This is a genomic window from Litorilituus sediminis (assembly GCF_004295665.1).
GTDB lineage: Bacteria > Pseudomonadota > Gammaproteobacteria > Enterobacterales > Alteromonadaceae > Colwellia > Colwellia sediminis.
The window spans coordinates 2,467,080-2,489,419 of record NZ_CP034759.1; the positions used below are offsets into that span (position 1 = coordinate 2,467,080).

A 22,340-nucleotide genomic window follows, 5' to 3' on the forward strand; every position below is an offset into this window, starting at 1 on the left:
CGCTTTATCATATTCTTACCTGAAAGGTGTAAACTAGTGTTCTTCACCGCCAGCAATCATAATTTGATTACGGCCATTTTCTTTCGCTAAATACAAAGCATGATCGGCTTCACTCATTTGCTTTGATAATGGCTCATCACTGCTAAATACTACACCTAAACTAACACTCGTTGATAAATGGTGCTCACCAATAGGGATATTAGCTACCGCTATTTCACGTCTAAAATCATCTAATCGGTTATACAAGTTATCGGTATCTATACCATGTAGTAAAACAGCAAATTCCTCACCGCCTAAGCGCGCAGTTAACCCTGAGCCAAAATGCTTACGCATATAAAGCGCGAGTACTTTCAACACCTGATCACCGGCATCATGACCATATTGATCATTAATCTTCTTAAAAAAGTCGATATCTAACATGGCTAAGCAATAAGGTACTTTCTTATTAATATACTCATTAATACGCTGTTCAGCGCTACGGAAAAATGCCCGCCTATTCGCTAAGTCGGTTAAATAGTCAGTATTCGCCGCATGTTGAATTTTAGCAATATTATTTAAACTCTCGATATTCTGGGTAATACGACAATAGAATTCTTCTGGACAGAATGGCTTACGCAAGAAGTCATCGGCACCATTCTTAATAAAGCGCGCCGAATGAATACCATTAGAAGCTCCAGAAATACCAATCACTGCTAATTGTTCACGAGAATATTTTTTGCGGATTTCATTGGTCAGCTCAATACCATCCATTTCTGGCATTTCTAAATCGGTAATCACCATTTTAATGTTTTTATGCTGCGCTAGCTTTTCGAGCGCTTGTACACCATTGTTGGCGGTAAAGACACTAAAATTGCGACGCTTAAGCAATTCAACCACATGATTACGCGCTGACGATGAATCATCGACCACTAAAATTGCATTATCACTATTGGTAATCTGCCAATGCAAAATGCGCTTTAAATATAAAAAAGCTTGGCTGTTTTCTTTTGGAATATAATCAATAACCGGCTGCGCTAAGATTTTTTGACGGGTATCTTCATCCATTTTACCTGTCATCACCACGCCTGGAATACCATGGGAAAGCACACAGGCAATGGCTTCACCATCATGAGCGTCAGGTAGAGCAAAATCGATAGTTGCCGCGAAGAAATCGGTATCAACCGAAAGAAGTTCTTCTACCTGAGCCAAACTAGTCGCTATAACCACTTCATACTTAAGTGATTGCGCAATTTGCTTAATCACCGTAGCTATCGGTTTACTATCTTCAACTACCAATAAACGCCTAGTCATATTTCTACCCTACTGTTAACTGCTAAATTGCTTGTAAATTTGCATACTCAACCACTAACCACTTAGTGCCAACATCAGCAAAATTTACTTGGATACGGCTTTGTGCACCACTACCTTCATAGTTTAGTACAACACCTTCACCAAACTTAGCATGCATTACCTGTTGCCCCAAGCTAAATCCTGTATTTGCGAATGTTTCCATGGTTATTGTTGATGAGAACCTACCTTTAGTGGCGGGTTTAGCGACCTGACTTTGCATGCGAATCTCTTCGACGCAATCATCAGGTAACTCGCGTAAAAAGCGACTCGCCTTATGAAACTTCTCTTGTCCGTATAGGCGGCGACTTTCTGCATGACATAAGTATAGTTTATGCATGGCCCTTGTCATGCCGACATAACACAAACGTCTTTCTTCTTCTAAACGGCCAATTTCTTCAACCGATTGCTGTGATGGAAACATGCCCTCTTCAAGACCAGCAATAAACACTAGCGGGAATTCTAAACCTTTAGCTGAATGCATTGTCATTAACTGCACCGCTGGCTCATATTCATCCGCTTGAGACTCGCCAGACTCCAAGGCAGCATGAGTTAAAAATGCCGTTAGCGGGGTTTGTTCTTCAACCAACTCAGGATCACTTTCAAACGTTTGGCAAGCGGTCACTAATTCATTTAAGTTTTCAATACGCTGTGCGGCTCGCTCACCCTTTTCTGCTTGATACATAGCTTTAAGGCCAGAATGCTGAATAATAAAATTAGCTTGTTGGTCTAAATCTAAGTTAGTTGAGTCATCCTCAAGTTGCTCAATTAATTCAATAAATGCGCTTATGGTTTTAGCGCTACGCCCTTTTAGTTGCTGGCTGTGCAGCATCTGCTTACATGCCTGCCAAAGGGTAGTTTCACCGCTACGGGCAGCATCTCGCACTAAGGCTACGGTTTGGTTACCTATACCACGGGTTGGTGTGTTAATAATACGTTCAAAAGCGGCATCATCATCACGATTATTAATTAGGCGCATATAGGCTAAAGCATCTTTAATTTCTTGTCGCTCGAAGAAGCGCTGACCACCATAAATACGATACGGCAACTGCCCTTGCAACAAAGCTTCCTCTAGCAAGCGTGATTGCGCATTTGAGCGATATAATATCGCTACTTCATCAAGCTTTTTGCCTTCATCACGCCATTGTTTAATACGACCACTAATAAAACGCGCTTCATCGATTTCATTAAAAGCAGTATAAATAGCAATTTTCTCGCCGGCATCATCTTGCGTCCATAACTCTTTACCCAAGCGATTATTGTTATTACTGATCAGTTTATTGGCTGCATTCAAGATATTGGCAGTCGAGCGATAATTTTGCTCTAAGCGTATCGTTTGCGCATCATCATATTCGCGAGTAAAGCGTTCAATATTCTCTATTTTTGCCCCACGCCAGCCATAAATTGATTGATCATCATCACCGACAATCATGACATTACTGCGCGCTTTACCTAGCATGGTTAACCAAGCGTATTGAATAGCATTGGTATCTTGAAATTCATCCACCAGAATTTGGCTAAAACGCTGTTGATAATGGCTTAACAGTTCAGGATTATTCAACCACAGCTCGTGTGCTCGAAGTAAAAGCTCAGCAAAATCAACCAAACCCGCTCTATCACAGGTTTCCTGATAGGCTTTATAGACCTTCACAAACACAGCTTCACTTGGGTCAAATTGAGCATCAATATGCTGCGGCCTTAAGCCTTCATCTTTCTTACCATTGATATACCAAACAAACTGCTTAGCAGGCCATTTCTTTTCATCTAGCTCTAATGAACGAATAATGCGTTTGATTAAACGTAATTGGTCGTCACTATCAAGTACCTGAAAGCTTTGCGGTAAGTTAGCTTCTTGAAAGTGCATGCGCAATAAGCGATGTGCTAAACCATGGAAAGTACCTATCCACATGCCATGGGTATTACCACCTACGGTTTGCTCAACCCTAGCACGCATTTCAGCTGCCGCTTTATTCGTAAAAGTCACCGCTAAAATACTATGTGAAGAAATACCTTCAACTTGCATCAGCCAGGCAATACGATGTACCAAAACCCGCGTTTTACCTGAGCCTGCACCAGCCAACACCAACATATTTTGCTTAGGTGCTGCAACCGCCTCACGCTGCTTATCGTTAAGAGAGTCAAGTAGTTCGGAAACATCCATAAGAGAGTACACCTTAATTATGCATTAGTTATGCTACTTAATTGAGCAATACAAGTTAGAGTTAAGCCATGCTGCTAGCCAGCCACAAGACTGGCATTATATACAGTATTATTTACGGAGTAAAATAAGGGCGTGTTAAACAAGGCGGGTCAAGTCGGACAGGCAGGCAAGTTCAATATGAGGCAATTGTTTTAGTGCCTTACCAACACCATACTGAGGCAGATAAGCGGTTTGGCAACCAGCACTTAAGGCACCAAAAATATCAGCATTACCACAATCACCGACATGCAATAGTTCATGGGGGGCAATAGCTAAGTTTTGACAAACCACAGCAAACATATCTTGTGCAGGTTTATGCTTTAGTAAGCTCGATTCAACTACCTCAACACCTTGACGTTGTTGGTAACCAGCGTGATAAATCTGTTGAAAATACTTAGCAATACCTAAGGTATTGGTATCAACATTACCATTACTAATCGCCGCGAGTGGATAACGTTTGCTTAAGCACTCCAGTAATTGCATGCTTTGTTCTGGCAAAGAAAAATCACTACGTAATTCAATAAAATAATCAAGCGCCGCCTTAGCTTGTGCCTTGGCAAAAACATCACTTTTCCCTAACGCTAACAAACCTAAGCGATAACTTTCATAGCGCACTATAACAACATCATGCGCTAAATCACTTTGCTGCTTTATCGCCTGCTTTTTAAAAGCAAACCAAAATGCCGCATCAAATACTTGGCTATACTCAGGTAGCAGCTTTGCAAAATAGGCTATCATCTTTTGCTCGATAGCCGCCATCACAGGTCCATTGCTATACAAGGTATCATCCAGATCAAAACTGATCGCCTTTATTGGCGATAAACGACGATAAAATTTCACACGCTTGCCTGTTTAAGCTAACAAATATGTTGATGCAATAACTTAGCTACTAGCCGTTTAAACTGACTAAGTAACAAGGTATCCATACGTGGGTCAAAGTGTTGAGCATCTTTAGAGCTAATCGCTAAAAAGCCTAAGTCTTGCTGATTGTGCTCAAGTTTAATTAAGACAACAGAGCCTGAGCATTGATTAGAAAAAATTAAATCTTGCTCGGTCGCTTGGATGCGACCAAAGTAATAATCTTCATTAGTTAAACGGTTTTGCATTACGCCAGCACAATCATTCGCTGAAATACAATCATGTTTAATGGCATCGCTGCTAACTGCACTCGGGTTTAACCATAATTTAAAAGCAGAGAGAGACAACAACTCGGTGGTTGCTTGATGTAAGCAATCTAAAATTTCTTCTGCTGATTGGCTGTCAATTAAACGCAAATACAAGTCACTGTATAAAATAAATAGCTCTTCATTGTGATTAGCCACTGACATTAACTGGGTAATTTCATCTTCCAAGTTATGTACTTTTTGTCTTAATTGCTGTTGCTGTCTTTCTACTAAAGACACAGTGCCGCGTTGAATATCATTTAATCTTAAGCTAGTGACTAATTCTGGATTACGATTAAAAAACTCTGGGTTATCTTGTAAATAAGTCAACACTAACTCATCGGTTAATGGGATCTCGTCACTGTTAATGCTTTCTTGTACTTCATTCATACTGTTTAATTCTGTTTTCGCTTTATTTTTGCGTGATTGTTTTTTCATTATACCGATAGCTGACCATCAAAAACGTGTGCTGCTGGCCCTGACATTTTCACAGGGTGACCCGGTCCTTTCCAAAAAATACGTAACTTACCGCCCGGTAACTCTACGGTAACTTGTTTCGCTAGCTTCTTCTGCATTTGGCCAATAACCACAGCGGCACAAGCACCACTGCCACAAGCTAGCGTTTCTGCTGCGCCACGTTCATACACTCTTAATTTCACTTGATTAGGCGCAACCACTTCCATAAAGCCAACATTTGCTTGCTTTGGAAAGCGCTCATGCTCAGATAACTCTTTACCTAAGCCAGCAACATCGGTGTTTTCAACATCATCTACGGTCACTACGCAATGCGGGTTACCTAAAGACACGACACCACATAACACAGTTTCAGATTCAGCACGTAATATATAGGTACCTTCTTGCTTTTGTGCGGTAAAAGGAATTTTTGCTGGTTCAAACTGTGGCACCGGCATAGACACGGAAATATTGCCATCACGCTCAACAAATAGTGTCATTTTACCTGTGCTAGTTGAAACCTTAATTTTACTTTTGTTACATAAACCTTTCATGCGTACAAAGCGTGCAAAACAACGCGCACCATTACCACATTGCCCTACCTCGCTGCCGTCGGCATTGAATATACGATAATGAAAATCTAAATCGGGGTCATAAGGCGGTTCAACTACCAGTAGCTGATCAAAGCCAACACCAAAATTTCTATCGGCAAGTTTGGCAATTTGCTCATTAGATAAATATACATTTTGAGTAACATTATCTAAGACGAGAAAATCGTTACCTAAACCATGCATTTTTGAAAAATTTACTAACATTTAATTGCGCTTCTTATGGTTTACTGACGCTGTCAGCCTGATTAGCTTTATCATCGTTAGCAGGCTCAGACTCTTGCACCGGCTCTGCAGCTGGCTCAGGCGTTTGGTATAAAGGCCCTTTCGCACCACAAGCCGATATGCAAAGGCTAGCTACTAAACAAAGTAAAACTACCGGAAAAGAAAAAAACTGTGCTGTTGATTTTTGCATGATTCGTGTTTTTGCCATGAAAGTCGTTTAAATCAAGCTTTTTAGCTTAACTTAAACGCTTAGAGTCTATATTTATTTTGCTGTATTGCTATTATACTCACATCTAGCTAAGCAAGTGAATCAACTTGCAAGATATTATCTGCTCACAACTTTTGAGCATGCCTAGAGGAAGACAAATGAACGATAGCCAATATAACTTGATCGCAGATGAACTACTACTTGCTGTAGAAGAGGCGATTGAAGACTGTGGTGTCGATATAGATTACGAAGGCGTAGGTGGCTTATTAACACTTACCTTTAAAAATGCCAGCAAAATAATTATCAATAAACAAGCACCACTACATGAAGTATGGGTAGCAACTAAATTCAACGGTCATCATTTCATCTATGAAAATGACTGCTGGAAAGATAAACGTGCTGGTGATGAATTTTGGCAGTTTTTATCGCAAGCCGTCAGTACACAAGCTGAAGCTGAGATAACACTAAGTGCCGAGTAACCTTTTTAAGAAAACTGGATCCGTAAATGACTAACAAAACCGTACGCATTGCAACGCGCAAAAGTGCTTTAGCCTTATGGCAAGCTGAATATGTTAAAGCACAACTTGAACATTTTCATGATGACATCACGGTAGAACTTGTACCTATGACTACTAAGGGTGATGTCATTCTCGATACACCATTAGCTAAAGTTGGCGGTAAAGGTTTATTCGTTAAAGAGCTAGAAGTAGCCATGTTAGAAAATCGCGCTGATATTGCTGTGCATTCAATGAAAGATGTACCTGTAGATTTTCCTGAAGGTTTAGGTTTAGAAGTAATTTGTCCACGTGAAGACCCACGTGATGCCTTTGTTTCTAATACCTACAAAGCACTAGCAGATTTACCTGAAGGCGCCATTGTTGGTACCTCAAGTTTACGCCGTCAGTGTCAATTAAAAGCAAAGCGTCCTGATCTTGATATTCGTGATTTACGCGGTAACGTTAATACCCGTTTAAGAAAATTAGACGATGGCGAATACGATGCCATCATCTTAGCGTCTGCGGGTTTAATTCGCTTAGAAATGAGCGAGCGCATCGCACAATTCATTGAGCCAGAAGAAATGCTACCTGCAAATGGTCAAGGCGCTGTTGGTATTGAATGTCGTACAGACGATGACAACATCAAATCATTATTAGCACCACTTGAATGTGCCACAACACGTGCTCGCGTATTAGCTGAGCGTGCTATGAACAAAGCCCTTGAAGGTGGTTGTCAGGTACCTATTGGTAGCTATGCCATCATTAACGAAGACAACAGCCAAGTATACTTACGCGGCTTAGTTGGCGCAGTAGATGGCAGCGAGTTAATCGAAAGTGAAATTACCGGCCCTATCGCCGAAGGTGAAGCGTTAGGTAACCAATTAGCGCAAGAACTACTAAGCCGAGGTGCTGATAAAATCTTAGCGCAAGTTTATAGCGACTCAAACAACGATTAATGAATACCCCACCTTGTCGTCAGCAAACACTGAATGTACTAATCACTAGGCCTGAGCATAAATCTCAGGCCTTAGTCGAACTTCTGGCAACGCAAAACATTCACGCTATCGGCCAACCTTTATTTGACTACCAAGCATATACCGACCAACAAACAATAGAAGCGGCTGTTGAACATGCCGATATCCTTATTTTTGTCAGCGTGCCTGCAGTAGCATTTGCCAATAAACAATATTCTTTAGCGCAGCAAAATGATAAAACGATATTAGCGGTTGGTAATGCCACTAAAAACGCCTTGCATAACTTAGGCTTAAGCCATGCTAGCTCACCAACACTGGAAAATAGCGAAGGCTTATTGGCTCTTGAAACATTAGCCGATGTTAAAGGCAAAAATATTGTTATCTTTCGCGGTGATGGTGGCAGAGAGTTAATCGCCGACACCCTTAAAGCACGCGGTGCTAACCTTAGCTATATCGAAAGTTATCAGCGTGTATGGCGAACATTTGCAAAAAATATTGCCCAGCAATGGCAACAACAACAAATAAACTGTATTGTCGTTACCAGTAACGCTATATTAAACAAACTAGTAGCGCTAATTAATGTCAATAAAACCAGTGGTGAGTCACAGCAAAACGAACAATACTGGTTAACCGATTGCATTTGGCTGGTCGCCAGTGAGCGTATTGCTGATAATGCAAAAAAACTCGGCTTAACTAAAGTTATCAATATGCAAGGTGCAAGCGATACGCTAATTTGTCAGCAACTGCGACAGCTATAATACTTGCTATAGTAATGGAACAACGCAATGTCAAAAAATACTATGTCTGATAAATCTTCCCCAGAAAAAGCTTCATCTTCAAAAAATAAGCAGGAAACCTCTGCTACTGCTGCTAAAGCCAACGATAGCAAAGATAGCACGCAAGAAACAAGCAAAGCCAAGCAGAGCGAGAAAGCTGACAATAACAACAGCACCGCCGATAAAAAGGCATCGAGCACTGTGACAACAAAACAAGCTCGCAATAACAAATCGGCAACCTCAGCAGCATCAGCAGCAAAACCTAGCAATAAGTTAGCAATTACCGCCATAGCGATTGCCTGTATCAGTGTGCTAGCTAGTGGTTTTCATTACCTTGAACAACAAAAGCAAAATGCCGCATTAATTGATAATATTAAGCAACAAAATAACGCCGCTATCGAAAAAAGTCGCGCACAAACCAAACAGCAACTTATTACTGAGTTTAAACAAGAATTACGTCAGCAACAGCAAGCTTTTGCTGCTGAACTCCAGCAAGTAAGCCAGCAAATAAATAGCGCCAGTGAAGATAAAATTGCTCAACTTAGCCAGCAAGTCGCGCAATTAGAAACACGCATAACTCAGCGCCAACCAAGTGATTGGTTAGTACATGAAGCTGAATATCTCATCAGAGTTGCCGCGCGTACCATGTGGCAGGAAAAAGACACCAAAGCTGCCATTGGCTTATTAAAAGATGCTGATAGTCGCTTGGCAGAATTGTCTGAGCCTAAATATTTACCCGTTAGAGCGACTATTCATGAAGACATCAAAGCACTTGAGCTAATGCCAACACTGCAAAGCCAAGAAGCAGTTTTATCGTTAATGGCGCTAGACAAACAAATTAGTACTTTGCCATTGATTGGCGATGACTTAGGAAACTTGTCTACGAATGTAAAAGAGTTAGAACTAAGCAGCGATATAAGTGATTGGAAGTCTAATTTAAGTAAATCATGGCAAAACTTTCTTGATGATTTTATAAGGATTAGACCTAGAGAAGGCAGCGTAGAACCTCTAATATCACCTAAACAACAGCAAAACCTTAAACATAACCTCAGTTTGAAAGTACAACTAGCGATATGGGCTGTTAGAGAAGGTAATACCGAAGTTTATCAGCAAGCCTTATCTGATGTTCAAAAGTGGACTAGCGATTATTTTGATATGCAATCACCTCGTAATACCGAGTTTTATCAAAGTATTGAAAAGTTAAAAACGTACTTAATTAATTATAACTATCCAAGTGACTTACCATCTTTAACCGCTATAAAATCTCTTATCCAGGAAAGTAGTGAGGCACCTATAGACGCTACTGAGCCGTCAGAAGATGTTGGAGTGACAGAGGGACAATTATGATTCGTTTACTCATTATCATTCTAATTCTACTAGCCTCTTTAGCCATTGGCCCACTATTATCGGAAGATAAAGGTTATATATTAATTTCTATTTGGGGTTACATTTACGAATTATCAGTGTATGCCGCTATATTTTGGTTCACTACAGCATGTATTGCTATTTTAATGCTGCGTGCGCTAATCAAAACAGGCTTCAAGTTCAGCTTTTCAGCCTGGAACACCATAGCGTTTGCCAGCAGACGTCGTGGTATTGCCAATTTCAATCGCGCCTTAGCGGCGTATATGTTAGAAGATTATGACAAAGCCGAGCAGTTATTTGCCAAAAGCGCTATTCCATCAAAGCGTAAACAAAGTGCTTATTTAATGGCAGCCTCAGCCTCTGCCAAGCTTAACTTAAAAGATAACACCAATCATTATCTGAGCTTACTTGAAAAAGAAACCACTAAAGTCAAAGGCTTAGATTTAGAAAGTGTGATCATTAAAGTGAAGCTGTTAATGAATCAAAAAGAAGAGCAAGCCTACCAGCAAGCCAGAGTTTTGATCGACGATCACCATAAACAAATTGGTCATGACAACCGCTTACTCGCTTTAGAAATAGAGCTGTGTATTATTGAAGAGCGTTTTCAAACCGCTATCGAAAACATTGCCTTTGCCCGCAAAGATAAAACTATCAGTGATGAAAAAATTCAACACTGGGAAAGTCAGGCTTTCTATGGCGTATTTGCCGATATAGCACAAAATAAAGCGCCACAAGAGCTAGAAGCCTACTGGCAAAGCCTCGCACGTAAAATTAAGCACAGAGAAAAGGTAAGACTAGCCTACATTCAAGTTTTAGCGCAGCACAATATCCTAGCGCCATTATCAGCGCTCTTGATACCCATATTGAAAAAGTCACCTAGCACTGAATTTTTACAAAGTATTCGCTCATTACCGATTAAACAAGCAGATGAGCTGATTGCTTTGGTACAAAAGCAATTGCATAACAATATGCATAGCGCTAAATGGTTAAGCTGTCTTGGTCACTTAGCTGTTAATTCCGAGCAATGGTCAATGGCAGAAAGAGCGTTTGGCAGCTTGCTTAAACTAGACGGCAAGCAGTATGACAAAATTGATTTACAGGCCCTAGCCATTGCACTAGCAAATGATGGCATGCATAAGGAAGCCAATGATATTTGGCAGAGAATTAGCAAAGAATACCAATAGTTCGCTGACCGAAAGAATTATTTACAACTAACAGATTTACATCTTATTAACATAGAAGATAATATACAATAATACCTTATTTATTATCTTTGGAGAGTAAGCGTGAAATATTGGCATATTTCCCTGTTAGTTGTTTTGTTGTCAGCCTGTCAGCAAAACGCAAAGACCCCAGCCGAGCTACAGTTAACATCTAAGCAGTCCACCGCACCGGCAGTGCAATTAAGTATCATTAAAAGCACTAAAGATAACAGACAATATCAATCACTCAAGCTAGATAATGAATTAGAAGTATTATTAGTTTCCGATCCTAGTATTGAAAAATCAGCTGCAGCACTTAGCGTTGCTGCGGGTTCACTACAAGAGCCTGAAAACTTTGGTGGTCTTGCTCATTACTTAGAGCACATGTTATTTCTAGGTACTAAAACTTACCCAGACGTAAATGAATACAACGAATTTATTGCCCACAATGGCGGCACTGAAAACGCATATACTGAATTAGATCATACTAATTATATGGTCTCGGTAAATAATGAAGCTTATGACGAAGCTTTAGCACGCTTTAGCCGCTTCTTTTATGAAGCCTTGTTGGATGAACAATATGCCGATAAAGAGCGCAATGCCGTGCATTCTGAGTGGACACAAAAAGGTCCAAATGACTGGGTTATTATGGGACAACTTGATGGTTACACCTTACACCCAGATCACCCTATATCACAATTTAACTGGGGCAATCTCGAATCTTTAGCAGATAAAGGTGATGATAAATTACAAGCGCAATTAGTAAGCTTCTACAATAAATACTATTCATCAAACTTGATGAAAGCGGCAATGATCAGCAACCTACCTCTTGCAGAGATGGCAGAGCTCGCCAAGAAGCATTTTGGCAAAATAACCAATAAACATACCGCTCAGCCGCAAATTGCTCAAGTCGTTGCCGAACCAGAGCAACTACAACAAATAATTCATTATCAGCCACAAACTGACATGAAGCAGCTGCAAGTTAAGTTTATTATTGACGATAACAGTGATGCTTTTGCGGTAAAACCCAATGTTTATCTAAAATACTTACTTGGCAGCGAAATGCCAGGTACTCTCGCATCAACACTACGCGAAATGGGCTTATCAGAAAACCTATGGGCAAGTGCAAATCCAAGTGAGTATGGTAATGCCGGTAGCTTCACTATCTATATCGAGCTAACAGAAACTGGTTTAAAGCAACGAGACTTAATCGTTGGCACAGTATTTAAATACCTAGATTTAATCAAGCAACAAGGCATAGACACTAAGTACTTTAAAGAAATTAAGCAATCGCTAAGCAATTCATTCCAATTTAAAGAAAAAATTGATGATTACTCTTATGCGATGCAAATTGCTGCGGACTTGCAAAAATTACCTGCAAATTATGTATTAAGTAGTGATTATGAATATCAACGCTTTAATAGTCAGGCGATTAAAGATGTGCTGGCGCAACTTACCCTAGACAATGCGCGCATCTTTTACATTGATAAAGATCAGCCTACCGACACAGGTATGGACTTTTTTGTTGGCAAATATTCAACATCTAAAATCACAGCACAGTTAAATCAGCAATGGCAAAAAGCCAGTGAAGATGTTGCTCTTTCGTTACCAACACCAAATACCTTAATGCCAGAGAATTTTGCGCTGGTAAAAGCTGAATTTACTGACAAGCCAAAAACTTTAGTTAGTGAACCTGGCTTACACGTCTACCTTGGTCACTCTAAGTATTTTAATCAGCCTAAAGGTAGTTTTGCTGCTAGTTTTAATACTGGCTTAGAAAAGCAGTCGCCACGTAATACTGTGTTATCTGCTCTGTTATCACGCGGCTTAAATCTATCATTAACCACGCTACAATCCGAGGCATCTGCCGCCGGTATGCGCTTACGATTTGGCAGTTTTAATGGCTTATTTTTAACTGCTACAGGCTTTACTGACAAACAAGCCAAGCTTTTAGAGGCTGGCTATCAACAAGTACTTAATTATTCTGTCACGCAAGATCAGTTAGCTAATCTTAAAGCGGCCTTTATCTCTGATATTGAAAGTAAAAAGAAACACATGTTGCTAAATCAACTGTTCCCTACCTTTAATAATATCGTTAATTTAGATGAATACTCTGATGAATCTTTATTAGCTGAAGTGGCAGCTATTACCCCTAATGACATCATCAGCTTTAGAGATAAAATGCTTAAGCATGCCACCTTGAATGTTTTCGCTTTTGGTAATTACACTAGCGAAGATGTGGTTAAAACGGCGAAATCTTTACAACAGCTATTACCAAAAAATCGTAAATTATCTGATATTTACTTAAGCAAAACATTAAAACCTGCTGCGGGTACAGTGTATAACTGGCAAAGTAACAGTGATATGACAGATATTGCTTTCGGTGACTTCTATTTAGCACCTTATGATATTAAGCAGCACGCCTCAGCTAGAGTATTACAAAAAGTACTACGCCCAGCACTGTTTAATCAAATTCGTACCGAGGAGCAATTAGCCTACGCGGTAGGTTTCTTTAATCAAGCATTAACAGAACAATTACTGCTTGGTTTTTATATTCAATCGCCTGCGAAAGGCCCTGCGGCTGTTGCTGATAGAATTGAACACTTTAAAGCGGGCTTTACCAAGCAACTGGCTGAGCTTAGTGAAGAAGAGTTTAACACTATCCGTAACAGTGATGTTATTTCGCTCACCCAGCCACCAAAAAACCTTAGTGAAGAAGAAAGCGTTTTTAAAAATGACTGGCGTAAAAACAACCTAAACTTTGATAGCCATAGCAAATTAGTTCAGGCAGTTAAAGCCGTTACGCGTGAAGATATCATCAAGCTTTACCATGAGTTGCTAGCGCAGGAACACTTTGGTCGTGTTATGGTGCAAATGCGCGGAACTAACTTTAAAGATCAAGCCTTTGTTGAGCACAAAGATGCTAAGCAGATCACCGATGTGAATGACTTTCATCAAGCACAGCTAAAATAGTTAAGGTACAATAACGTAGAAAGGCCAGTGTTACTGGCCTTTTTTATGCGTATCATAGTTAAAGGTTGGAAAATGACAGACAAAGTTTATCTCATTACCGGCGCTGGTAGCGGTATTGGCGCAGCAATAAGTAAACGTTTAGCAGCAAAAGACACTTTACTTATTTTACATACCAAACGAAATGACTCAGGCCTAGATGCTGTTGCCCAGCAGTGCCAAGCGCAAGGCGCTAAGGTGATTTGCCACTTGGGTGATTTAGCCAAAATAGAAACCATTAATAAACTTTGCCATGCTGTTAAAGCCAATAGCGAACATTTAACCGGCTTAGTCAGCAATGCAGGTTTCCCTGATTGGCGCAATTTTGCTGAAATTGATAGCCAAGGAATAAATGATTCACTGCAAGTAATAGTGCAAGCGAGTTTTGCCCTAATACAAGCATGTACTCCGCTATTATTAGCGAAAAGCCCATCAGCAACTAGTGCAGGCAAGGTAATAGCTGTTAGCTCTTTTCTCGCGCACAAGTACAAGGTGGGTACTAGCTATGTGCCGGCTTCATCAGCTGCTAAAGCAGCACTAGAAGCGCTAATTAAATCGTATGCTGCGCAATATGCGCCAAAGCACATCACAGCGAATATCATAGTGCCCGGTTACATAAGGAAGAATTCACCCGATCATAAACCATTAGCAGCAGAAGCTATGCAACGCATAGTCGATAGAATACCTGCTGGTCGCTTAGGACAACCTGATGAAGTAGCTGATTTATGCGAGTTTTTATTAAGCGATAAAGCCAATTATATTACAGGACAGTGCCTACATATTGATGGTGGCCTATTGTTAGGCTAATCACCTATTTTAGAAACAAAAAAACCGTTATCTACATCAGATAACGGCTTTTATAGGTTTAACTATTTAATGGCTTTTAAATAAAGGCAAAAGCATCTGCGTACATATGCTCAACTAAGCCGCCGTGTTCAATAAAGTCAGTACGTACAATACCAACCATATCAAAGCGCCCGGCTAAGTAGATGTCATAAGGCTCTAGGCTGATAATGTCGTGCATAACCGCTTGATGAACTAAACCCGACTTACCTTGCCAAGTATCAGTTGGCTTTTCAACCACAGGAATAAAGTTAGCATGTGGTAACTTAGCAATCGTTGCTGCGGTTTCTGCTAGCTCATATAAGGCACTTTCTTCGCGAACGCCCCAGTACACCATAATATGACGTTGCGAGCCCTGCTCTGCTAAATACTCAAACATAGATTTGATGTAAGAAAAGCCAGTACCGCCAGCCATAAGTAATAGTGGTCTTTCGCTGTCTGTGCGTAATTGCGCACTACCAAGCGGAATTTCAATAGTTACAGTTTCACCCTCTGACTGCTTTGCTTTTATTCTGTCAATCACTTGCATTGGGTAGCTATCGGCAACAAAGGCACCAATTTGCAACTCAATTAGCTCGCTATTTGGTGAGCTAGCGATTGAAAATGGCCTTTTATCTTCATCAGCCATAACAAAATTGAGATATTGCCCCGCGTCAAAGTTAACTTTTTCACTTGGTTTAAGCAAAACCTTATAAACATGTGACGTTAACGATGTTAACGACTGTATTTGACAACTAATTGTCTTCATTCAATTAACCTTTCTTTTCAGTTGTAGACAAAATATCTAAATCTTGCCAAATATCATCAACGTACTGTTTTATTTCAGTCGTCATTTCAATGGGAACACCCCATTCTCTATCCGTTTCGCCAGGCCACTTATTAGTCGCATCTAATCCCATTTTAGAGCCTAAGCCTGAAACTGGCGAGGCAAAGTCTAAATAATCAATGGGCGTATTTTCAATCATTACCGTATCACGACTTGGGTCCATGCGTGTGGTCATCGCCCAAATCACATCATTCCAATCTCGGGCATTAACATCATCATCACAGACAATAACAAACTTAGTGTACATAAATTGACGTAGAAAAGACCAAACCCCCATCATTACCCGCTTAGCATGGCCAGCGTACTGCTTCTTAATGGTAACCACCGCCATACGATACGAACAGCCTTCAGGCGGTAAGTAGAAGTCTTGAATTTCAGGAAATTGCTTTTGCAAAATTGGCACAAAAACTTCATTCAGTGCCACACCTAAAATCGCTGGTTCATCAGGCGGCCTGCCGGTGTAAGTACTATGGTAAATGGCGTCTTTACGCATAGTAATATGAGTTACAGTAAATACCGGGAAGTCATCCACTTCATTATAATAACCGGTATGATCGCCATAAGGTCCTTCCGGTGCCATTTCATCTGGCGCTAAATAACCTTCTAAAATAATTTCAGCCGTTGCTGGCACTTCCAAATCATTGCTGATTGATTTACATACTTGGGTTTTATCACCACGTAATAAACCCGCAAATGCATATTCAGATAAGGTATCTGGTACCGGTGTTACTGCGCCTAAAATCGTCGCCGGATCTGCGCCCAAAGCTACTGATACCGGGTAATTTTCACCTGGGTTGGTTTTCTTAAACTCTTGAAAATCTAAAGCACCGCCTCGATGCGACAACCAGCGCATAATCAGCTTATTTTTACCTAGTACCTGCTGTCGATAAATGCCTAAATTTTGCCTTTCTTTGTGTGGCCCTTTGGTAATGGTTAGACCCCAAGTCACTAGTGGCGCAACATCACCAGGCCAACAGTTTTGAATCGGTAACTTAGTTAAATCAACGTCATCTCCTGATAAAACAATCTGCTGGCACTCAGGCTTGCGTACGCGTTTAACAGGCATATTCAGCACTTGCTTGTATATTGGCAGCTTATTTAATGCATCACGAAAACCTTTGGGTGGCTCTGGCTCTTTAAGGGTGGCTAATAGTTTGCCCACTTCACGTAAGGCACTTAACTCTGTTTGCCCCATGCCTAAAGCAACACGCTCAGGCGTGCCAAACAAGTTAGTAAGCACTGGCATACTATAAGGTTCACCATGTTCATCAACAGCATTTTCAAAAAGTAACGCTGGTCCTTTAGCTCGTAGCGTTCTATCGCTTATTTCTGTCATGGCCAAATGCGTTGAAATTGGCTGCGTGATACGCTTTAACTGACCAATTTCTTCAAGCTGGTGAATAAAATCTCTTAAATCACTGTATTTCATAGTTCTATTTCGCGTCTTTGCAAAAACAAAAAAACCAGCCATAACGACTGGTTTTTATACGAATAAATTAGATTACTTACGTTTCATCGAATCAAAGAATTCATTATTGGTCTTGGTCATGGCTAACTTATCAATTAAGAACTCAATTGCGCCAACTTCATCCATTTCATGCACGATCTTACGTAAAATCCACATTTTTTGTAGCTCATCAGGCTTAGTAATCAATTCTTCACGACGAGTACCACTACGGTTAATGTGAATTGCAGGGAAAACACGTTTCTCAGACACTTTACGAGATAAGTGTAATTCCATATTACCTGTACCTTTAAACTCTTCGTAGATAACTTCATCCATCTTAGAGCCAGTTTCAATAAGCGCAGTCGCTATAATAGTTAAGCTACCGCCTTCTTCAATGTTACGCGCAGCACCAAAGAAACGTTTTGGTCTGTGTAAAGCGTTAGCATCAACACCACCGGTTAAGATTTTACCCGATGAAGGAATTACCGTGTTGTAAGCACGTGCTAAACGGGTAATTGAGTCAAGTAAGATGATAACGTCTTTTTTGTGCTCAACTAATCGCTTAGCTTTTTCAATAACCATTTCAGCTACTTGCACGTGACGACTTGCTGGTTCATCAAAGGTAGAAGCAACTACTTCACCTTGTACCAGACGTTGCATTTCTGTCACTTCTTCTGGACGCTCATCAATAAGTAACACCATTAGCTCAGCTTCTGGGTGGTTATAAGCGATACTTTGCGCGATGTTTTGTAATAATAAGGTTTTACCCGCTTTAGGTGGCGCTACGATTAAACCACGCTGACCTTTACCAATTGGAGAAGCTAAATCTAATACACGTGCGGTAATATCTTCAGTAGAGCCATTACCACGTTCCATGGTAAGACGATCAGTTGGGTGAATTGGTGTTAAGTTTTCAAATAAAATCTTGTTACGTGAGTTATCTGGACGATCAAAATTCACTTCATTTACTTTTAATAAAGCAAAATAACGCTCACCATCTTTTGGTGGTCTGATCTTACCGTGAATGGTATCACCAGTACGCATACTGAAACGGCGGATTTGACTTGGTGATACATATATATCATCTGGACCCGCTAAATAAGAAGAGTCAGCCGAACGTAAGAAACCAAAGCCGTCCTGCAAAATTTCTAATACCCCGCCACCAAAAATATCTTCACCTTTTTTGGCGTGCGCTTTTAATATGGCAAAAATAATATCTTGTTTACGACTACGAGCTAAATGCTCTAACTTCATTGATTCAGCTAGCTTAACTAAGTCGCTAATGGATTTTTCTTTCAGTTCGGTAAGATTCATAGTGGATTTTCTTAAACTATTTTAAGTGATTATGTTCAGACGAAAGCCTGTAACGGTTAATTAAGTTGTTAAATTAGAATAGGGATAATTAGAGATATGCAATTTGTACTCAGAATTTAAATTTAGCATTAAAATTTAAATAGGTAAAGGTACGAATAAAAATGTAAGCAAATATTTTAATCAGCTTAGGCTGTATTAACTATGGCTCAATAAAAAAGCCCAACTATAATTGCTGGGCTATTCTGAGGTAACTATTATAAGTGCTTATCTAAAAACTCTTTTAATTGAGTTTTTGATAACGCACCTACTTTGGTATCAACCATTTCACCATCTTTAAATAATAATAGTGTTGGAATACCACGTACACCGTATTTAGGCGGTGTTGCTGAGTTTTCATCAATGTTTAGCTTACCCACAGTTACTTTACCGTCGTATTCAGTAGCAATATCATCTAATACTGGCGCAATCATTTTACAAGGGCCACACCATTCAGCCCAAAAATCAACTAATACTAAACCTGATGCTTGTAATACATCTGCTTCAAAACCGTCATCAGTTAGCTGAACAATTTTATCGCTCATTTTTCTCTCCGTAAGTTATGGCAAAAGCGCCAAAATACTCTGTTAATCACAATAGTATACCCAGTTGGATATTTATTGCCTATATTTTCCAACGTGTTTTTTAGATTACTAGACGATTAATTAGTTATTAACCAACTAAGATGTTAAGCTAGCACCATGAAAAAAACACACTTAACTGAAACAAAATTCGCTGACCTAAATCTTGCTCCGCAAGTAGTGACCGGATTAGAGGCCATGGGCTTCGAATATTGCACGTCTATTCAGGCAAAATCTTTACCTATATTAGTTCAAGGCACTGACATTGCAGGCCAAGCGCAAACCGGTGAAGGTAAAACAATTGCTTTTTTAGCCGCTACTTTTCATCACTTATTGCAACAAGATGCACCAAGTCACAACCAACCGCGCGCACTTATTATGGCGCCAACACGTGAGCTTGCCATTCAAATCCATCGCGATGCCATTGAAATGGCAAAAAGTACCGGATTAAGACTTGGTATTGTATATGGGGGCGAAGGTTATGAAAGTCAACGTTTAGAACTTGAACAAGGTGTAGATATTTTAATTGGCACCTGTGGCCGCCTAATCGACTACATGAAACAAGGCGTCTATAACCTGAAAAATATTGAAGCCATAGTACTTGATGAAGCCGATAGAATGTTTGATTTAGGCTTTATTAAAGACATTCGCTACATGTTCAATAAAATGCCGCCAGCAACCGAGCGTTTAAGTATGCTTTTCTCGGCGACATTATCTTTTCGCGTAAAAGAGCTTGCTTTTGAGCACATGAACGAGCCAGCAAGCGTTGAAGTTGAGCCTGAGCAAAAAACCAATACGCGTATATCAGAAGAGCTATTTTACCCTTCAAATGAAGATAAAATGCTGTTGTTGCAAACACTTATTGAAGAAGAATGGCCAGATAAAGCCATTATTTTTGCCAATACCAAGCACAGCTGTGAAAAGCTCTATGATCACTTAGTTGCCGATAACATCAGAGTGGGTTTATTAACAGGTGATGTGCCGCAAAAGAAACGCTTAAAAATATTAGAGCAGTTTACCGCTGGCCATTTAGATATATTAGTTGCCACTGATGTTGCGGCACGTGGCCTACATATTCCTGCGGTAACACATGTATTTAATTACGACTTACCTGATGACTGTGAAGATTATGTGCACCGTATAGGCCGAACAGGTCGTGCTGGTGCTACAGGTCATGCCATTAGCTTAGCCTGTGAAGCGTATGTTTTTAATTTACCGGCGATTGAACGCTACATTGAACACGCTTTGCCTGTGAGCAAGTACGATCATGATGCGCTACTCACTGATTTACCTAAGCCTAAACCGCGTCAACGTCGTCATAGACCAAACGCAACTCGCAGTGGTAGTCAAAATAGAAGTCGAAGTAGTAATAATCGCCCGCCTCGCAAGCATTAGCGTTTATCCGTGATTGCCCGAGTAATAAGGTAGAGAAAGTGTTAACTGAGAAGAAAATACCTCAATATAGCCAACAACATTATGCCATTGTTGATTTAGGCTCTAATAGCTTTCACCTCCTTATTACTCGCCTGCAAGATAATAAGTTTTATATTGTTGATAAAGTAAAGCAGAAGGTTCGCTTAGCCGCAGGCCTAGATGACAACAACTACTTGACTGCAGACGCGATAACACGTGGTTTAGACTGTTTAAGCCTATTTGCTCAACACCTCGCAAGTATTCCAAAAAGCAATATTAAAATCGTCGCCACCGCGACATTACGAATTGCGCAAAATAGCCAAGACTTTATTCAAGCTGCTAATAATATTTTGCCTTTACCTATTAACTTACTTAGCGGTGAACAAGAGGCAAGTACGATATACACAGGTGTGGCCTGTACCAGTGACAACGCATTAGCACAAGCGCGTTTAATTCTTGATATTGGCGGCGCTAGTACTGAAATCATTGTCGGTCAAGGCTCTCAGGCCAAGCACCTTGTCAGTCTTAATATAGGTTGTGTCAGTTATCGTGAAAAATACTTTGCTGATGGTCTACTAACCTCAACTAATTTTGAGCAAGCAAAAAATGCTGCTAAAAACGAAATAGCTAAAGTTGCTGATGATTTTATTGCCATTGGCTGGCAAAAAGCTTTAGGCAGCTCAGGTACTATGCAAGCATTGGCCGAGCTATTAGCACACCGCAATCAAGCTATTATCATCACCTTAGATTTATTAGCAGAAGTACAACAATTACTTATTCAGTGTACCAGCATTGAGCAAATTAAAATTGACGGTTTACGAGAAGATCGCCTACCCGTTTTAGCTAGCGGCCTTGCCATACTAACCGCACTATTTGAAAGCCTAAATATTAACGAGCTATCGTTATCTACCGGCGCGTTACGTGAAGGCTTATTATTTTCCTTAGTACCCGATCTGCAATCAGTTATGCTTGTTAAAGAGTAGTTTACGAAAATACCAAAGACTGATAGGTATCTCTAACACCATATAGGTTGCTAAGGTAAACCAAAACCAATTAGCCTCAACCAGTATTAAACTAAACCCCTGCTCTGTGCCCCAATATTTGTAACCAACAATGATCAAGGCTAAGCATGAGGCTGCCATATCAAGCCAAGCAACTTTATTTAAGCTATAACCTGCCAACTTAGGGTAAACAGACAAGTAAGCCACTAACAAAATGGCTGAATTTAATAGCATAATGGCAAATTCTGGGCTTTGCATATATTGCTTTTACTCCTCTGTAGCTTTTGTAAGGCAAGTTTCGCCCCAAAAGTCGTTACTTTTATAGACTAGCTGCCAGCCTTGGGCAATGAGTGCCTTTCTAATATAACGGTTGGTATAACCATGACCAAAGGCTATGATCTTTTGTTTGCTTGCCGCTAAATCAGCTAGCTTTGTTGCCGCCTGATTGGCACGCTGCTTAGCTGCGGTAAAACTTTCCACTGAATCAGACATATTACGCTTCACTCCTAACATCCAGAGTATGCGCGTTAAAACAAGCCAATGGTAAGCCTTAAGCTTAAGCGGTATTTTATAACGAGGAATATTCATTTCTCTTAATGCTGGCCAGTATTCATCAGCAGCTCTATTGGTAGCTATTTCTGCTGATTGCATCGCTCTTGGCAAATCGCTAGCAAGCTGATAATAACCCTGATACTTAGCCGCTAAGTCAACACTGGGTCGGCTACTTGCGTGCACTAACGACTTATTATACTGGCGAACCCAATGAGCATAACCGCCAGCAGATAGACGCTTTAATCGCTTAGCATCAATAGCAGCATTGGGCTTACCATGTCTAAGCAAAACAATTTCCATTGAGTGATATTCCATCAGGTT

21 protein-coding genes are annotated in these 22,340 nt (G+C 40.3%); 9 read left to right on the plus strand and 12 right to left on the minus strand.

Annotated features, from left to right (window positions below):
* Nucleotides 1-33: 33 nt before the first annotated feature.
* From EMK97_RS11025 to lptM, 6 genes are all read right to left on the minus strand, one after another.
* Nucleotides 34-1,290: a diguanylate cyclase gene (locus EMK97_RS11025; RefSeq protein ID WP_130602140.1), complete on the minus strand. Its 1,257-nt coding sequence runs from the start codon at nt 1,288-1,290 to the stop codon at nt 34-36.
* 22 nt (nt 1,291-1,312) lie between these two features.
* The gene (gene uvrD / locus EMK97_RS11030; RefSeq protein WP_130602142.1) at nt 1,313-3,487 is read right to left on the minus strand and encodes a DNA helicase II; all 2,175 of its coding nucleotides are present in this window, start codon (nt 3,485-3,487) and stop codon (nt 1,313-1,315) included.
* A 135-nt stretch (nt 3,488-3,622) separates the two neighbouring features.
* Entirely contained in the window at nt 3,623-4,366 is a 744-nt protein-coding gene (locus EMK97_RS11035; protein WP_130602144.1) for an HAD family hydrolase, read from the minus strand.
* A gap of 17 nt (nt 4,367-4,383) precedes the next feature.
* On the minus strand, nt 4,384-5,127 hold the full coding sequence (locus EMK97_RS11040) for a DUF484 family protein (RefSeq protein ID WP_246028766.1): 744 nt from the start codon (nt 5,125-5,127) through the stop codon (nt 4,384-4,386).
* Nucleotides 5,127-5,957, minus strand: coding sequence for a diaminopimelate epimerase (gene dapF / locus EMK97_RS11045; RefSeq protein ID WP_130602146.1), 831 nt, complete (start codon nt 5,955-5,957; stop codon nt 5,127-5,129). The genes EMK97_RS11040 and dapF overlap by 1 nt, the downstream gene beginning before the upstream one ends.
* Before the next feature lie 13 nt (nt 5,958-5,970).
* Complete coding sequence (gene lptM, locus EMK97_RS11050) at nt 5,971-6,183, minus strand: LPS translocon maturation chaperone LptM (RefSeq protein WP_130602148.1); 213 nt, start codon at nt 6,181-6,183, stop codon at nt 5,971-5,973.
* A 158-nt stretch (nt 6,184-6,341) separates the two neighbouring features.
* On the opposite strand from lptM, the gene cyaY reads away from it, so the two are divergent.
* The 7 genes from cyaY (at nt 6,342) to EMK97_RS11085 (ending at nt 14,813) form a co-directional block, all read left to right on the plus strand.
* Nucleotides 6,342-6,662, plus strand: coding sequence for an iron donor protein CyaY (gene cyaY / locus EMK97_RS11055; RefSeq protein WP_130602150.1), 321 nt, complete (start codon nt 6,342-6,344; stop codon nt 6,660-6,662).
* 26 nt (nt 6,663-6,688) lie between these two features.
* Complete coding sequence (gene hemC / locus EMK97_RS11060; protein WP_130602152.1) at nt 6,689-7,636, plus strand: hydroxymethylbilane synthase; 948 nt, start codon at nt 6,689-6,691, stop codon at nt 7,634-7,636.
* Nucleotides 7,636-8,412, plus strand: coding sequence for a uroporphyrinogen-III synthase (locus tag EMK97_RS11065; RefSeq protein ID WP_130602154.1), 777 nt, complete (start codon nt 7,636-7,638; stop codon nt 8,410-8,412). Before hemC ends, EMK97_RS11065 begins: the two co-directional genes overlap by 1 nt.
* 27 nt (nt 8,413-8,439) lie before the next feature.
* Nucleotides 8,440-9,777, plus strand: coding sequence for a uroporphyrinogen-III C-methyltransferase (locus tag EMK97_RS11070; RefSeq protein ID WP_130602156.1), 1,338 nt, complete (start codon nt 8,440-8,442; stop codon nt 9,775-9,777).
* Nucleotides 9,774-10,979, plus strand: coding sequence for a heme biosynthesis HemY N-terminal domain-containing protein (locus EMK97_RS11075; protein ID WP_130602158.1), 1,206 nt, complete (start codon nt 9,774-9,776; stop codon nt 10,977-10,979). The genes EMK97_RS11070 and EMK97_RS11075 overlap by 4 nt, the downstream gene beginning before the upstream one ends.
* Nucleotides 10,980-11,081: 102 nt before the next feature.
* Nucleotides 11,082-13,970 carry a pitrilysin gene (ptrA, locus tag EMK97_RS11080; protein ID WP_246028767.1) on the plus strand — a complete coding sequence of 963 codons (2,889 nt, stop codon included), beginning with the start codon at nt 11,082-11,084 and terminating at the stop codon, nt 13,968-13,970.
* A 72-nt stretch (nt 13,971-14,042) separates the two neighbouring features.
* Nucleotides 14,043-14,813: an SDR family NAD(P)-dependent oxidoreductase gene (locus EMK97_RS11085; protein ID WP_170176749.1), complete on the plus strand. Its 771-nt coding sequence runs from the start codon at nt 14,043-14,045 to the stop codon at nt 14,811-14,813.
* A gap of 76 nt (nt 14,814-14,889) precedes the next feature.
* Here the strand turns inward: EMK97_RS11085 and fre are convergent, their stop codons facing one another.
* The 4 genes from fre to trxA form a co-directional block, all read right to left on the minus strand.
* Complete coding sequence (gene fre, locus EMK97_RS11090) at nt 14,890-15,597, minus strand: NAD(P)H-flavin reductase (RefSeq protein ID WP_130602164.1); 708 nt, start codon at nt 15,595-15,597, stop codon at nt 14,890-14,892.
* A gap of 4 nt (nt 15,598-15,601) precedes the next feature.
* Nucleotides 15,602-17,104 (minus strand): 4-hydroxy-3-polyprenylbenzoate decarboxylase, encoded by a 1,503-nt coding sequence (ubiD, locus tag EMK97_RS11095; RefSeq protein ID WP_130602166.1) that lies wholly within the window; start codon nt 17,102-17,104, stop codon nt 15,602-15,604.
* 72 nt (nt 17,105-17,176) lie between these two features.
* Complete coding sequence (gene rho, locus EMK97_RS11100) at nt 17,177-18,436, minus strand: transcription termination factor Rho (protein ID WP_130602168.1); 1,260 nt, start codon at nt 18,434-18,436, stop codon at nt 17,177-17,179.
* A 254-nt stretch (nt 18,437-18,690) separates the two neighbouring features.
* Nucleotides 18,691-19,017, minus strand: coding sequence for a thioredoxin TrxA (trxA, locus tag EMK97_RS11105; RefSeq protein ID WP_130602170.1), 327 nt, complete (start codon nt 19,015-19,017; stop codon nt 18,691-18,693).
* Nucleotides 19,018-19,173: 156 nt separating this feature from the next.
* On the opposite strand from trxA, the gene rhlB reads away from it, so the two are divergent.
* A complete protein-coding gene (gene rhlB, locus EMK97_RS11110; protein ID WP_130602172.1) occupies nt 19,174-20,448 on the plus strand; it encodes an ATP-dependent RNA helicase RhlB in 1,275 nt (424 codons plus the stop codon).
* A 38-nt stretch (nt 20,449-20,486) separates the two neighbouring features.
* Nucleotides 20,487-21,449 carry a Ppx/GppA phosphatase family protein gene (locus EMK97_RS11115; RefSeq protein WP_130602174.1) on the plus strand — a complete coding sequence of 321 codons (963 nt, stop codon included), beginning with the start codon at nt 20,487-20,489 and terminating at the stop codon, nt 21,447-21,449.
* Here EMK97_RS11115 and EMK97_RS11120 read toward each other — a convergent pair.
* Together EMK97_RS11120 and EMK97_RS11125 are read right to left on the minus strand one after the other, a co-directional pair.
* Nucleotides 21,426-21,725, minus strand: a complete 300-nt coding sequence (locus tag EMK97_RS11120) for a hypothetical protein (protein ID WP_130602176.1) — start codon at nt 21,723-21,725, stop codon at nt 21,426-21,428. The genes EMK97_RS11115 and EMK97_RS11120 overlap by 24 nt on opposite strands.
* A 9-nt stretch (nt 21,726-21,734) precedes the next feature.
* Nucleotides 21,735-22,334 carry a histidine phosphatase family protein gene (locus EMK97_RS11125; RefSeq protein WP_130602178.1) on the minus strand — a complete coding sequence of 200 codons (600 nt, stop codon included), beginning with the start codon at nt 22,332-22,334 and terminating at the stop codon, nt 21,735-21,737.
* Nucleotides 22,335-22,340 lie beyond the last annotated feature (6 nt).